General features: G+C 66.3%; 8 protein-coding genes. 5 read left to right on the top strand and 3 right to left on the bottom strand.

Annotation, left to right across the window (positions count from 1 at the left end; genetic code table 11):
• The first annotated feature begins 96 nt into the window (after positions 1 to 96).
• The 4 genes from HWX53_RS09325 (at position 97) to HWX53_RS09340 (ending at position 9685) form a co-directional block, all read left to right on the top strand.
• Entirely contained in the window at positions 97 to 6087 is a 5991-nt protein-coding gene (locus HWX53_RS09325; RefSeq protein ID WP_175940461.1) for an Ig-like domain-containing alpha-2-macroglobulin family protein, read from the top strand.
• A gap of 4 nt (positions 6088 to 6091) precedes the next feature.
• On the top strand, positions 6092 to 8356 hold the full coding sequence (gene pbpC, locus HWX53_RS09330) for a penicillin-binding protein 1C (RefSeq protein ID WP_175940462.1): 2265 nt from the start codon (positions 6092 to 6094) through the stop codon (positions 8354 to 8356).
• A 266-nt stretch (positions 8357 to 8622) separates the two neighbouring features.
• Entirely contained in the window at positions 8623 to 9186 is a 564-nt protein-coding gene (locus HWX53_RS09335; protein WP_175940463.1) for a helix-hairpin-helix domain-containing protein, read from the top strand.
• 31 nt (positions 9187 to 9217) lie between these two features.
• A complete protein-coding gene (locus HWX53_RS09340; RefSeq protein ID WP_175940464.1) occupies positions 9218 to 9685 on the top strand; it encodes a YidB family protein in 468 nt (155 codons plus the stop codon).
• Positions 9686 to 9849: 164 nt separating this feature from the next.
• Here the strand turns inward: HWX53_RS09340 and clpB are convergent, their stop codons facing one another.
• Complete coding sequence (clpB, locus tag HWX53_RS09345; protein WP_175940465.1) at positions 9850 to 12447, bottom strand: ATP-dependent chaperone ClpB; 2598 nt, start codon at positions 12445 to 12447, stop codon at positions 9850 to 9852.
• 184 nt (positions 12448 to 12631) lie between these two features.
• Positions 12632 to 13123 carry an Rrf2 family transcriptional regulator gene (locus HWX53_RS09350; RefSeq protein WP_175940466.1) on the bottom strand — a complete coding sequence of 164 codons (492 nt, stop codon included), beginning with the start codon at positions 13121 to 13123 and terminating at the stop codon, positions 12632 to 12634.
• Between the two features lie 293 nt (positions 13124 to 13416).
• Between HWX53_RS09350 and HWX53_RS09355 the strand changes: the two genes are divergently transcribed.
• On the top strand, positions 13417 to 13959 hold the full coding sequence (locus tag HWX53_RS09355; RefSeq protein ID WP_175940467.1) for a group III truncated hemoglobin: 543 nt from the start codon (positions 13417 to 13419) through the stop codon (positions 13957 to 13959).
• Positions 13960 to 14029: 70 nt separating this feature from the next.
• Here the strand turns inward: HWX53_RS09355 and moaE are convergent, their stop codons facing one another.
• The gene (gene moaE / locus HWX53_RS09360) at positions 14030 to 14503 is read right to left on the bottom strand and encodes a molybdopterin synthase catalytic subunit MoaE (RefSeq protein WP_175940468.1); all 474 of its coding nucleotides are present in this window, start codon (positions 14501 to 14503) and stop codon (positions 14030 to 14032) included.
• Position 14504 lies beyond the last annotated feature (1 nt).

The following is a 14504-nucleotide window of genomic DNA, read 5'->3' on the forward strand; positions in this document are numbered from 1 at the left end:
GGAGAAAGCGTCGAAAAGCGTCGATGGCCGTGCCGCATAGACGGAATTCGGTAGGAGTCCCGTAAAATCCCGCCCGAGGAATCTCGGAGCGAGTGGATGAGCCGCGTTACGAACACACAAAAATGGATCCTGGCCGCAACCACCGTGCTGGCAGCGCTTGGCCTGAGCGCCGCCGCGCATCGTGCCGATGCCGCGCGTGCCGCCAGCGTCTCGCCCCAAGGCAAGGTCACGCAGGCGAGACAAGTCGTCGTCAAGTTCGACGAGCCGATGACCGCGTTCGGCAATCCCGCCGCGGCCGCGCCCGGCAACGTCTCGTGTAGCGGCGCGCCGGCGTCGGCCACCGCGGGCAGCGCCCGCTGGATCGACCAGAAGACGTGGGCCTTCGATTTCGCCGCCGATCTGCCGCCCGGCGTGCGCTGCTCGATTGACCTCGACGCCGGCCTGAAATCCGCCGCAGGCAACGCGCTCGCGGGGCCGAGCCACTTCACGTTCGAGACCGGCGGGCCGTTCGTGACGGCCATTCAACCGGACTACGGCGACATCGAGGAAGACCAGGCGTTCGTGTTGCACCTGAACGGTCCGGCGACGCAGGCTTCCGTGCTCGATCATGTGTGGTGCGAATCGAACGCGATCGGCAATCGCATCCCGGTGCGCATGCTCGACTCCGCCGCGCGCGGCGCGATCCTCAAGCAATTTCACTACGAGAAAGAAAGCGACCGCGTACTGACGCTCGCGTGCCAGCAGACGCTGCCCTCCGCGACTAGAATGCAGCTCGTCTACGGCGTCGGCGTGACGGGACCGAGCGGCATTCCGAACGATGCCGAGCGGCGCTTCGAGTTCAAGGTGCGCGAGCCGTTCAAGGCAGGCTTCACGTGCGAGCGCGAGAACGCGCAGGCACCGTGTACGCCGCTGCGGCCGCTTCGCGTCACCTTCACCGCGCCGATCAGCCGCGCCGACGCGCAGAAGTTCGTTCTGCGCGGACCGAAAGGCACCGCCGCGCCGCACTTCGATCCCGACAACAAGGACGACGAAGTGAGCGACGTGGATTTTGCCGCGCCGCTGCCCGAGCGCGCGAGCCTCACGATCGAAGCGCCCGCCGATCTGAAAGACGTGAGCGGCCGCAAGCTCGCCAACGCGGATTTCTTCCCGCTCAGAACGCAGACCGCGCCGATGCCGCCGCTCGCGAAGTTCTCTTCGGGCGAGTTCGGCATCATCGAACGCTTCGCGGAACCGAACATGCCCGCGATGCTGCCCGTCACGCTGCGTCATGTCGAAGCGGATCTGCATGTGCAAGGGCTGAATTCGGGCACGTCGAAGATCACGAGCCTCCGGGTCGATGCAGACACGGACATCCGTCAATGGATGAAAACCGTCGAAGCATTCGGCGGTATGTCGATCAATCAAAGAACCGTGGAATCGCTCGCGCCGCATGCGTTGACCAACGGCATCGCGCCGATCGTCACGAACACGACAGACGGTGTGTACTTCGACGCGCGCTCGCTCTCGCTTCTGAGCAAGCACGCGGGCGTCGAGACGCTGACGCTGCCGGCGGCCGATCCGAAGGCGCTGCGGCCGTTTGAAGTCGTCGGCATTCCGCTTAGCAAACCCGGCTTTTATGTGGTCGAACTGGCGTCGCCCGCGCTTGGCGCATCGCTGATGGCGAAGCATCAGGCGATGTACGTGCGCACCTCCGTGCTCGTCACGAACCTCGGCGTGCATCTGAAGCAGGGGCGCGAGAACAGCCTCGTGTGGGTCACGACGCTCGACAAGGGCAAGCCCGTGCCGAACGCGCAAGTGCGCGTGACCGACTGCAACGGCGAACAGGTCGCCGCCGGCGTCACCGATGCAGAAGGCATCGCGAGAATCGGCAAGTCGCTCGCGCCGCTGCACGAGTGCAACGGAACCAGCCTCGCCTACGGCGGCTTCTTCGTCTCGGCACGCGTCAGTGATCCCGCGACCGGTCCCGACATGGCCTTCGTGATGTCGGACTGGAACCGCGGCATCGAATCGTGGCGCTTCAACGTCCCAACGGACATGAGTAGCACGCGCACCGCCCGCGCGCACACGGTATTCGACCGCACGCTACTGCGCGCGGGCGAAACCGTGTCGATGAAGCATCTGATGCGCGTCGAGACGCTCGGCGGCCTCGCTTTTCCCAAGCGTTATCCGACACGCGTGACCATTCGCCATGTCGGCAGCGGACAGACGTGGCATTTGCCGCTGACGTGGGCGGCCGATCACAGCGCCGACTCGACCTTTACTGTGCCGACGGCGGCGAAACTCGGCGAGTACAGCGTCTCGCTCGACGACGGCACCGCCCAAGGCACGAGCGATGACGACGACGCCCGCGTCACGGAGTCGTACGAAACCGGGAGCTTTCGCGTCGAGGAATTCCGGCTGCCGGTGTTCAAAGGCTCGATTTCTGCCGGCGACAGCAAGTCGGCCGGACTGATCGCGGCGCGCGAAGCGCCCGTCTCGGTGCGGCTCGAATACGTGCAGGGCGGCGCGGCGTCGAAGGTGCCGGTCGCGGTGTCGGCGCTCGTGAAAGACATCGCGCCGCCCTTCGCTTCTCAATACGACGCCTTCAGCTTCGCGCCGTATCGTAAGCCGGCCAACGACGGCGCGAGCGCGCCCGCCGAGGACCAGAACGACGACGACGAAGCGCAGCAGCAGCAAAGCGATGCCACGACGAAGCTCGTCGCCGACAAGGAGCGCATCACGCTCGACCGCGACGGCGTCGGCAAGTTGACGGTCGCCCCGCTGCCCGCCGTCGATGCACCGAAGCGCCTCGCGCTCGAAGCCACTTTCGCCGATCCGAACGGCGAAGTGCAGACCATCAGCGGCAACGCGATGCTCTGGCCCGCCGCCGTGGCGGTCGGCCTGAAGTCGGGCTCGTGGGTGTCGGTCGGCAGCACGGTGCCGGTGCAGGCCATCGCGCTCGATCTGCAAGGCAAGCCGCGCGCCGGCGTGCCGATGCAGATCAAGGGCATCGTCCACGCGATGACGAGCTCGCGCAAGCGCATGGTCGGCGGCTTCTATGCCTACGACAATCACACTGAGACGAACGATCTCGGCACGCTGTGCAGCGGCAAGAGCGACGACCACGGCCTGCTGTCGTGCGAAGCGAAGCTCAAGCAGCCGGGCAATATCGATCTGATAGCGGTCGCGAAAGACGGCGACGGCCGCGAAGCCAACGCGACGACGTCCGTCTGGGTCACGCGCGAAGACGAACTGTGGTTCGGCGGCGAGAACACCGACCGCATCGACGTGCTGCCGGAAAAGAGCAGCTACGAGCCGGGCGAGACCGCGCGGTTCCAGGTGCGCATGCCGTTCCGCTCCGCGACGGCACTCGTCGCAGTCGAACGCGAAGGCATCGTGGAAACGCATGTCGTCGAGCTGAACGGCAAGGACCCGACCATCGACCTGAAGGTGCAGGATGCGTGGGGGCCGAACGTCTATGTGTCGGTGCTCGCGCTGCGCGGCCGCTTGCGCGAAGTGCCGTGGTACTCGTTCTTCACCTGGGGCTGGAAGGCGCCGGTCGAATGGGCGCGCGCGTTCTGGTACGAAGGCCGTCAGTATCAGGCGCCGACTCCGCTCGTCGATCTGTCGAAGCCCGCGTTCCGCTATGGACTGGCGTCGATCAAGGTCGGCATCGCGTCGCACAAGCTCGCGGTCAGCGTGAGCCCGGACGCGAAGTCGTATGCGGTGCGCGGCAAGGCGCGCGTGAAAGTGAAAGTCGCCCTGCCCGACGGCAAGCCCGCGCCAGCGGGCACGCAAATCGCCGTCGCAGCGGTCGACGAAGCGTTGCTCGAACTCATGCCGAATCAAAGCTGGAACGTGCTCGACGCGATGCTGCAGCAGCGCGCGTATGGCGTCGAGACATCGACGGCGCAGATGGAGATCATCGGGCGGCGGCACTTCGGGCGCAAGGCGGTGCCTGCGGGCGGCGGCGGCGGCCATAGCCCGACGCGCGAGCTTTTCGACACGCTGCTGCTCTGGAATCCGCGCGTGACGCTGGATGCGAACGGCGAGGCAACGCTCGACGTTCCGCTCAACGATTCGCTCACGCGCTTTCGGATCGTGGCGATCGCGGCGGTCGGCGCGGGTCGTTTCGGCACGGGCAGCGCATCGATCCAGACGAGCCAGGACCTGCAACTGGTCTCGGGGCTGCCTCCGCTCGTGCGCGTCGGCGATACGTTCCGCGCTCAGTTCACGCTGCGCAATACCACGCCCCGCGCGATGCGCGTGCTCGTGACGCCGCGCGCCGGATCGCTCGCGCTCGATGCGCGCACAGTTTCCCTCGCGGCGGAGTCGTCGCAGGAAGTCGCATGGGATGTGACGCCGCCGGATATGCCCGGCGGGGAATCGTCGGCGAGCCTCGCGTGGAACGTGAGCGCCGTCGAACAAGGCACCGGCAAGGCCAGCGATGCGCTCAAGCTCACGCAGCGCATCGTCGCGGCGATTCCCGTCACGGTGCAGCAGGCGACCATCGCGCAAGTCGACGGCACGCTGAACGTGCCGGTCGCGCCGCCCGCCGACGCTACGAAGACGGCTGCCGGCACGGTGCGCGGCGGCATCGCGGTGTCGTTGCAGCCGAAGCTCGCGGACGGCTTGCCGGGCGTGCGCCGCTGGTTCCTCAACTATCCGTACAACTGCCTCGAGCAGCAGACTTCGCGCGCGCTCGGGCTGATGGACGCGGCGCAATGGCAAGCGGTGCTCGCGCATATGGCCACGTATCTGGATGCCGATGGCCTCGCGAACTACTTCCCGCCGTACGACGACTCCCGTGCGACCGGCAGTCCGACGCTCACGGCCTACCTGCTCGCCGTGACCGACGAAGCGGCCAAAACGGACCGCCGCTTCGCGCTGCCCGCCGACCTGCGCGACAGGCTCACGGCAGCGCTGGCGAACGTCGTCGACGGCAAGATCCAACGCAATTTCTGGGCTCCGCGCAACGGTTTCGACTTCGAGAAGCTCGCGGCCATCGAAGCCCTGTCGCGCTATGGCGTCGCGCAGCCGCGCATGCTGGATTCGATCACCATCGCGCCGAATCAGTGGCCGACTTCCGCTGTGCTCGATTACTACGCGATCCTCTCGCGCGTCGATGGCATTCCGGACCGCGAAGTGAAGCGCGCGCAAGCCGAGCAGATCATCCGGGCGCGGCTCACCTATCAGGGCACGCGCCTGACGTTCTCGACCGCGTCGGACGACGATCTCTGGTGGTTCATGACCGGCGTCGAGACCAACGCCGCGCGCACCGCGCTACTCTTCGCCGACGCGCCCGGCTGGAAGGACGAGATGCCGCGCCTCGTCGCGGGCCTGCTCGCGTTGCAGACGAACGGCGCATGGTCCACCACGACGGCCAACCTGTGGGGCTCGCTCGCGGTCGCGCGGTTCTCGCGCGTGTTCGAAAGCACGCCGGTCACGGGCAGCACGGACATTCGCCTCGGCGCGTCGTCGAAAACGGTGGACTGGGCCGCCGCCGCGCCCGCGCCGATGGCGTCCGCCACGCCGATCACACGCACCGCAAACACGCGCAGCGTGATGCTGCCGTGGTCCACCGGCTCGCTTGCGCTCACGCAGCAAGGCACCGGCAAACCGTGGGCGACCATCGAGAGCCTCGCCGCCGTCGATATGAAAGCGCCGCTTGCGGCCGGCTATCGGATCGCGAAGACCATCACGCCGGTCGAACCGGCCGTAAAAGGCGCATTCTGGCGTGGCGATATCGTGCGCGTGAGTCTCGACATCGACGCTCAAAGCGACATGACATGGGTCGTCGTCAACGATCCGATTCCCGCCGGCGCGACGATTCTCGGTTCCGGGCTCGGCCGCGATTCGGAATCCGCCACGCAAGGCGAGCGAAGCAGCGGCCAATGGCCGATGTACGTGGAGCGCGCGTTCGACGGTTATCGCGCGTATTACGACTATCTGCCGAAGGGCAAGCTTCATGTCGAATACACGATGCGCCTGAACAACGCCGGCAGCTTCGGCCTGCCGCCGACGCGCGTGGAGGCGCTCTATGCGCCGTCGACCTTCGGCGCGCTGCCCAGTGCGCGGATGGTCGTGAAGCCGCTCGCCGCGAGATGACGCGATGAGACGCGCCGCCTGTTTAGTGGTCGCATGCCTGCTGAGCGCGGCGGCGCACGCCGCGCCCAGCTTCAGCGACGTGCGCGCGAAATGGCGCAGTTCCGACTGGCTGCTGCTCGACCGCAACGGCGAAACACTGCAACGCACGCGCATCGACGCGAGCGCGCGGCGCGGCGACTGGGTCGCGCTGGCAGACGTATCGCCGGCCTTGCGCGAAGCCATCGTCGTTTCGGAGGACAAACGATTCTACGAGCACGCGGGCGTCGACTGGCGCGGCGCGGCGGCCGCCGCCTGGGCGAATCTGTGGAATACGCGCACGCGCGGCGCATCGACCGTCACCATGCAGCTGACCGGCCTAATCGGCGATGAAGGCCGCAAGCCCGCCGGACGGCGCAGTATCGGCGAGAAGGCGCAGCAGACGGTCGGCGCGCTGTGGCTCGAACGCACGTGGCGCAAGGATCAGATTCTGGAGGCGTATCTGAACCTCGTGCCGTTTCGCGGCGAAATCGTCGGGCTGTCGGCGCTTTCGCAGACGCTTTTCGGCAAGGCACCCTCCGGCCTCGACGAACGCGAAGCTGCGCTGGCCGCGGCGCTCGTGCGCGCGCCGAACGCGTCGTACGCAAAGGTCGCCGCGCGCGCGTGCGTGATTCTGCGCGACATGAACGGCTTGCGCGCGCCGGGCCCTTCGCGTGACGCGGACCCGTGCGCCAATCTCGACAGCTACGCGCAACTGACGCTCACGCGCAGCGCCGCCGCGCCGGCGCTCGCTTCCGGCGACGAGGCGCTCGCCCCGCATCTCGCGCGGCGCATCGCCGGCGAAGCGCATCCGGCGGCGGGCGACCGCGTGCGCTCGACGCTCGACGCGCGCCTGCAACGCTTCACGCGCGATACGCTCTCGCGCACGCTCGCCGAGCTCAACGCCCGCGCGCATCCGCGCAACGTGCACGACGCGGCGGCGATCGTCATCGACAACGCATCGGGCGACGTGCTGGCGTGGGTCGGATCGGCGGGCGGTTTGTCGAATGCGCCGGAAGTCGATGCGGTGCTCGCCGCGCGTCAGGCCGGCTCGACGCTCAAGCCTTTTCTCTATGCGCAAGCCATCGACGAAAAGCGCCTGACTGCCGCGACGTTGCTCGACGACGCGCCGCTCAATCTCGCCACGGGCGGCGGCCTCTACATCCCGCAGAACTACGATCACGACTTCAAAGGCTGGGTCAGCGTGAGAACGGCGCTCGGCTCGTCGCTGAACGTGCCGGCCGTGCGCGCGCTCGTGCTCGTCACGCCGCATCGGTTCGCGCGCACGCTGGTGGCGCTCGGCCTGCCGCTCACGCGCACCGGCGACTACTACGGCTTCAGCCTCGCGCTCGGCAGCGCCGATGTGACATTGGCTGCGCTGACCAACGCGTATCGGGTGCTCGCGAACGGCGGCATCGCGCGGCCGTTTTTCGATCTCGCGGGCCACGCTGCCGCGCCTGCCGGCCAGCGCGTGTTCAGTCCGCAGGCGAGCTTCATCGTCACCGACATCCTCGCGGACAACAACGCCCGCACGCGCACGTTCGGCTTCGACAGCGTGCTCGCGACGCGCACGTTCAGCGCGGTGAAGACCGGCACGAGCAAGGACATGCGCGATAACTGGGCGGTGGGCTTCACGTCGCGCTATACGGTGGGCGTGTGGGTCGGCAATGCGGACGGCGCGCCGATGTGGGACGTCTCCGGCGTCACCGGCGCGGCCCCGGCGTGGAATGCGATCGTCAATTATCTGACCCGCCGCGCGAACAGCCGCGCGCCGGATGCGCCGCCGGGCGTCGTGAAGACACGCGTCGCGTATCAGAACGACGTGGAGCCGGCGCGCGACGAATGGTTTCTGCGCGGCACGGAGATGAACAAGATCGGTCTGACGGCGAATGCAGCGGCGGGAACGGAAGCCGATGATGCGCACGCTCGCCGCCGCGAACGCTTGCGGGACGTGGCAAGCTCCGACGCGAGCCCGGCCAGGATCGGCGCGCCGACCGACGGCACCATCTTCGCACTCGATCCCGACATTCCGCCCGCGCGCCAGCGCGTGTGGTTCGAGCGCACGGGCGGCAGCGGGCAGCTCGGCTGGCGGCTCGATGGGAAGCCGTTCAGCCGCCACGCCCGCGCCGCGTGGCTGCCGTGGCCGGGCCGTCATCGGCTCCAACTCGTCGATGCGCGCGGCGAGGTGATCGACTCGGTCAACTTCGAAGTGCGCGGCGCCTTCGCGAAAACTGCCGCGCCTGCCGCGAAATAGCTGCCGGCGCTGGCGCACCGTTGGCACGACGAAGCGTTTCAACAATTCATTTGCTCGCGGACACAATCCGGCCGTTCGTCGCACGACATGTAACGTTAAAGATTGTGCGCCGACGGAGCGCTCTCCCCGGCCTCATGCACAATGCAGACGGCCCGCGTTCGAAACACGGATTTGTCCTATCCTTTACGGCATCGTCCGTTTGCCGGACCGTGCGGCCTTCGCTTCCTTCGTTTCTTTCGTTCCGTCAATCTGCCTGGAGTGTCGTCATGCTGAGAAAGCTGTTGATGCTGTGCCTCGCGTTCACGCTGTCCATCGGCGCGGCGTTCGCTGCCGTCGATGTCAATACCGCCGATCAAGCCGCGCTCGATTCGGTCAAGGGCCTCGGGCCGGTCAAATCGAAGGCGATCGTCGACGAACGCACGAAGAACGGCCCGTACAAGGACGCGGACGATCTCGCTAATCGCGTGAAAGGCCTCGGCGCCAAGTCGGTCGCCAAGCTGGAAGAAAACGGTCTGACGATCGGCGGGTCTTCGCTGCCGCCGACCGGCAAGACATCGAAGCCCGCCGCGACGGCTTCTCACGGCGCGGCCGCGCCGAACTCGACCATCAAGTCATCGGCGGCGGCGACCGCTGCGACATCGCCCGCGGCCACGACCGCGCAGACGCCGGCCGTCGCCCCGGCATCGGGCCCGGCGGGTGCTTCGGCTTCCACCACTGCTTCGGCCAAGAAGTCGGGCGCCACGGCTGCGGCAGCCACCAGCGACGCGAAGCCTTCGAAACCGAAGCGAAAGAAAGACAAGGCGGCGAGCGCGTCGGCTGCCAGCCTGTAATTCATCTGCAACCTTTAGTACTGAGACTGCCATGAGCCTACTCGATATCCTCGCCTCTTCCCTCGGTAATTCGTCGCAACAAGGCGGCCAGACTGGTCAGCCGGGTCAGTCCGGCCAGGCTGCGCTGATCGCGGCGGCGCTCGAATTCGTGAACAGCCAGCCCGGCGGCATCATGGGGCTGATTCAGCGTTTCCATCAGAACGGCGCGGGCGATATCGTCTCGTCGTGGATCGGCAACGGCGAAAACAAGCCGATCAGCCCGGGCCTCCTGACCAACGTGCTCGGCGCGGACAACGTCGGCGCGCTCGCGCAGAAGGCGGGCGTGTCGGGCGATCAGCTCTCCGGCATGCTGGCGGCGGTGCTGCCGCATATCGTCGATCGCGCGACGCCCAACGGCGAAGTCCCGCCCGAAGGCAAGCTCGACCTGACGGGCGTGCTCGGCTCGCTCGGCGGTCTCGCCGGTCTGTTCGGCAAGAGCGAGGAGCCGAAGCAGGGATAAGCGCGATCGTCCTGTCGCACGCTTCGCCCCGCGCCCGGCTCACGCCGGCGCGGGGCTTTTGCTTTTTGCTTTTGCTTACGAAGCAGCCGCTCGCACATCGCGGGCAATAAAAAAGGCAACGAATCGCTTCGTTGCCTTCGAAAGACACTGCGCCTTAGTGGGCCTTAATGGACCACGCGATCAAACACGAACTCGCCGTCCCGGACATCGACCGGAATGACGTCCTTCGGTCCGAAGCGCCCGGCGAGAATCAGCTTGGCGACCGGGTTCTCGATCTCCTGCTGAATCGCGCGCTTCAGCGGCCGCGCGCCGAACACCGGGTCGTAGCCCACCTTGCCGACCTGTTCCAGCGCCGCATCGGACACGTCCAGCTGCATGTCGAGCTTCGCCAGCCGGTCGTGCAGACGCTGCAACTGAATCTTCGCGATGGACTCGATATTCGCGCGATCCAGCGAGTGGAACACGACGACATCGTCGATACGGTTCAGGAACTCGGGCCGGAAATGCAGCTTCACTTCTTCCCAGACCGCGTCCTTCACGGCTTCCTGCGGCTCGCCGACCATGCCCTGAATCACCTGCGAACCGAGGTTCGAGGTCATCACGATCACCGTGTTTTTGAAGTCCACCGTGCGGCCCTGGCCATCCGTCATGCGGCCGTCGTCGAGCACTTGCAATAGCACGTTGAACACGTCCGGATGCGCCTTCTCGATTTCATCGAGCAGGATCACGCTATACGGCTTGCGGCGCACGGCTTCGGTCAGATAACCGCCTTCCTCGTAGCCGACGTACCCCGGCGGCGCGCCGATCAGCCGCGCGACGCTGTGCTTCTCCATGAACTCGCTCATGTCGATGCGGATCAGATGATCTTCCGAATCGAACAGGAACGCCGCGAGCGCCTTGCACAGCTCGGTCTTGCCGACGCCCGTCGGCCCGAGGAACAGGAACGATCCATACGGACGGTTCGGGTCCGACAAACCGGCGCGCGAACGGCGAATCGCATCCGCGACCGCGCCGATCGCCTCGTCCTGGCCGACGACGCGCTCGTGCAGCTTGCTCTCGATCTGCAAGAGCTTCTCGCGCTCGCCCTGCATCATGCGCGACACCGGAATGCCGGTGGAACGCGACACCACTTCCGCGATTTCCTCGGCGCCGACCTGCGTGCGCAGAAGACGCGGGCGCGTCGGGTTGTTCTGCTCCTCCGATTCCGCCTGCGTGACCTGCTTCAGCCGCGCTTCGAGTTCGGGCAGCTTGCCGTATTGCAACTCGGCGACCTTTTCGAGCTTGCCGTCGCGCTGCAAACGCGCGATGTCGGCGCGCACCTTCTCGATCTCTTCCTTCAGTTGCGCGCTGCCCTGCACCGCCGCCTTTTCAGCGGTCCAGATCTCTTCGAGGTCCGAATATTCGCGATTCAGCCGGTCGATTTCCTCTTCGATCAGTTGCAGGCGCTTCTGCGATGCTTCGTCCTTCTCCTTCTTCACGGCCTCGCGCTCGATCTTCAGCTGAATGAGGCGGCGGTCGAGCTTGTCCATCTCTTCGGGCTTCGAATCGATTTCCATCTTGATGCGCGACGCAGCTTCGTCGATCAGGTCGATGGCCTTGTCCGGCAAGAAGCGGTCCGTGATATAGCGATGCGACAGTTCCGCCGCCGCGACGATAGCCGGGTCGGTGATCTCGACGCCGTGGTGCAGCTCGTACTTCTCCTGCAAGCCGCGCAGGATCGCGATAGTGGCTTCCACCGACGGTTCATCGACCAGCACTTTCTGGAAGCGTCGTTCGAGCGCCGCGTCCTTTTCGATGTACTTGCGGTATTCATCCAGCGTGGTCGCGCCGATGCAGTGCAGCTCGCCGCGCGAGAGCGCCGGCTTCAGCATGTTGCCCGCGTCCATCGCGCCTTCGGCCTTGCCTGCGCCGACCATCGTGTGAATCTCGTCGATAAAGACGATGGTCTGCCCTTCGTCCTTCGCGATGTCGTTCAGCACGGCCTTCAGCCGCTCCTCGAACTCGCCGCGATACTTCGCGCCCGCGAGCAACGCCGCCATGTCGAGCGACAGCACGCGCTTGCCCTTGAGCGTTTCCGGCACTTCGCCGTTGACGATGCGCTGCGCGAGGCCCTCGACGATGGCCGTCTTGCCGACGCCCGGCTCGCCGATGAGCACCGGATTGTTCTTCGTGCGGCGCTGGAGGATCTGGATCGAGCGGCGGATTTCGTCGTCGCGGCCGATCACCGGGTCGAGCTTGCCAGCGCGGGCGCGCTCGGTCAGATCGACGGTGTATTTTTTCAGCGCCTCGCGCTGGCTCTCGGCGTCCTGGCTGTTCACCTGCGCGCCGCCGCGCACGGCATTGATGGCCGCTTCCAGCGCGCGCCGCGTGAGCCCGTGCTGCTTGGCGATGCGCCCCGCTTCGCCCTTGTCGTCCGCCACGGCGAGCAGGAACATTTCGCTCGCGATGTAGGTGTCGTTGAGCTTTTGCGCTTCCTTGTCGGCGTTGTTCAAGAGACCGGCGAGGTCGCGGCTCACTTGAACGTTTCCGTCCGTGCCCTGAACTTGCGGCAGGCGGCTGATCGCCTCGTTGAGCGCGGCTTGCAGCGCCTGAACCTGCACGCCGGCATGCGAAAGCAGCGAGCGCGCGGAGCCATCGCGTTGCGCGATCAACGCGGAAAGCAGATGCACGGGCTCGATGTACTGATTGTCGTTGCCGACAGCCAGGCTTTGCGCGTCCGACAGTGCTTCCTGAAATTTGGTGGTGAGTTTGTCGATTCTCATTTTTGGTGAGCTCCAATTCGAATACAACCAAAATGAGGCGCTTTCGGGCGGTTTCAAGCGCGCAAACCGCTCATTCCGGGGATTTTTTGCAGGATTGGCCGCGTCCGAAACGCGCGGCGGCGCCTTCGAAAGACCGCGCTGTGCAGGTTTCGTTCAGTGCCGCGTGATCGTGCGGAAGTGTCGGTCAGGACGAAGCGGCGCGCGGGACGAGCGCAGTGGCGTACGGAGCATCGACGGGCGCGATGCCGAGCAGCCGCGCGAGCTCGCTCGCGGGCTCGGACAACTCGCCGACCGTGTGCTTGTCGAGTTCGGCGAGGAAGGCATCGCGCGCCGCCGCCAGCACGCCGCGCAGGCGGCAAGCCGGCTGAATCGCGCAATGCCGGCCGTCCGTCTGCGGGCCGAAGCAGCCGACGAGCGCGAAGTCGCTCTCGGTTTCCCTGACGATGTCGCCGATGGTCAGCCCGCGCGAGCGCGCCGCGAGCCGCAGGCCGCCGTGACGTCCGCGCACGGTTTCCACCCAGCCGAGGTCGCCGAGTTGCTGGACGATCTTCATCAGGTGATTCTTGGAGATGCCGTAGGCGTCGGAGATCTCGCGGATGGTCGAGAGCCGCGCCGGCCGCACCGACAGATACAGCAGCACCCGCAGCGCATAATCGGTGTAGTCGGTCAGTCGCATGGCCTCGGTGCGTCGGACGGCGGAGTGGAAAAAAGCCGAGGTTGCGTGAATCGACTGACGGGCGAACGAAGCCGGACAAATCCGCGCGGCGGCCGGGGCCATCGCCCGCGCGAGCGTCACAGGGTCTAATATCCGCTCGCGGCAGTCGCGACAGAACCGTCACGCGCCAGAGCACTGCTCAACATTTTGCGCCACTTGGGTGCTTTGCGTCAGCCAGATTCGCGATGATTCGGCCTCGGACGCCAGCCTTACTGTTTGCAGCCTTACTGTTTGCAGCCATGAAGTCTTCAGCCATGAACCGAGACGAAACGAGTAACGCCATCACCCGCGAGAGCGAGCCCACGGAAACGAATATCCGCGCGCTGGTCGAGGCGTTCTATCGCCGCGTGGACGACGATCCGCTGCTCGGCCCGATCTTCGCGCGGCAACTGACCGGCCGTTGGGACGAGCATCTCGCGAAGATGACGACGTTCTGGTCGAGCCTCGTGCTCGGCTCTAAGCAGTATCGGGGGAACGTGCAGGAGGCGCATCGGCCGCTGGAGGGCATCGAGCCGCAGCACTTCGCGCGCTGGCTGTCGCTGTTTCTGAACACCGTCGAAGCGCGCTATGAGCCCGGCGCGGCGGTGCAGTTCATGGAGCCGGCGCTGCGCATCGCGCAAAGCCTCCAGTTGAGCAAGTTCGGCTGGGACTACCGGATTCCCGAGGCGCAGGAAGCCCTGCTCGCGGCGCTCAAGCGCCAGCGCACCGGCGACCGCGATGAGCCGCGTTTCCCCGAGCGCCCGGCAGGCGAGCCGTTCCCGGCGAAGTTCGTCGGCAAGCCGGCCGACGAAGACTGACGCGCGTCTAAACTGCGCGGCGCGTTCGGCAGGCAAAAACCACGTCGTCGACGAGTTCGAACGCCGCTCCTCAGCCTTGCGGCGGCGTCCATCGCGCAAGGGCTGCGTCGTCGGATTCGCGCGCGTCGACCCAGCGCTCGCCCTGCTCCGTCTTTTCCTTCTTCCAGAACGGCGCCTGCGTCTTCAGATAATCCATCACGAACGCGCAAGATTCGAACGCTTCCGCGCGATGCATCGCGGTCGTCGCGACGAGCACGATCTGATCGAGGGGCTTGAGCTTGCCCACGCGATGCACGATGAGCACGTCCGAGCCGCGCCACCGTTCGCGCGCCTGATCGGCAATCGCTTCGAGCGACTTCTCGGTCATGCCGGGGTAGTGCTCCAGTTCCATCGTCTCGACGGCGCTGCCTTCGTTCAGATCCCGCACCGTGCCGACGAAGCACGCGACCGCGCCGACCTTCGGATTGTCGGCGCGCAGCGCGGCCACTTCGGCGCTGATGTCGAAATCGGCTTCCTGCACGCGGACTTTCGCATGCGTTCCCATG

This window comes from Caballeronia sp. BCC1704 (assembly GCF_902833455.1).
Lineage (GTDB): Bacteria > Pseudomonadota > Gammaproteobacteria > Burkholderiales > Burkholderiaceae > Caballeronia.

Excerpts from the sequence above, each read along its gene's own strand:
- HWX53_RS09335 (WP_175940463.1), top strand. The coding sequence starts at position 8,623 with ATGCTGAGAAAGCTGTTGATGCTGTGCCTCGCGTTCACGCTGTCCATC.
- HWX53_RS09350 (WP_175940466.1), bottom strand. The coding sequence starts at position 13,123 with ATGCGACTGACCGACTACACCGATTATGCGCTGCGGGTGCTGCTGTAT.
- pbpC (WP_175940462.1), top strand. The coding sequence starts at position 6,092 with ATGAGACGCGCCGCCTGTTTAGTGGTCGCATGCCTGCTGAGCGCGGCG.
- HWX53_RS09325 (WP_175940461.1), top strand. The coding sequence starts at position 97 with ATGAGCCGCGTTACGAACACACAAAAATGGATCCTGGCCGCAACCACC.
- clpB (WP_175940465.1), bottom strand. The coding sequence starts at position 12,447 with ATGAGAATCGACAAACTCACCACCAAATTTCAGGAAGCACTGTCGGAC.
- moaE (WP_175940468.1), bottom strand. The coding sequence starts at position 14,503 with ATGGGAACGCATGCGAAAGTCCGCGTGCAGGAAGCCGATTTCGACATC.
- HWX53_RS09355 (WP_175940467.1), top strand. The coding sequence starts at position 13,417 with ATGAACCGAGACGAAACGAGTAACGCCATCACCCGCGAGAGCGAGCCC.
- HWX53_RS09340 (WP_175940464.1), top strand. The coding sequence starts at position 9,218 with ATGAGCCTACTCGATATCCTCGCCTCTTCCCTCGGTAATTCGTCGCAA.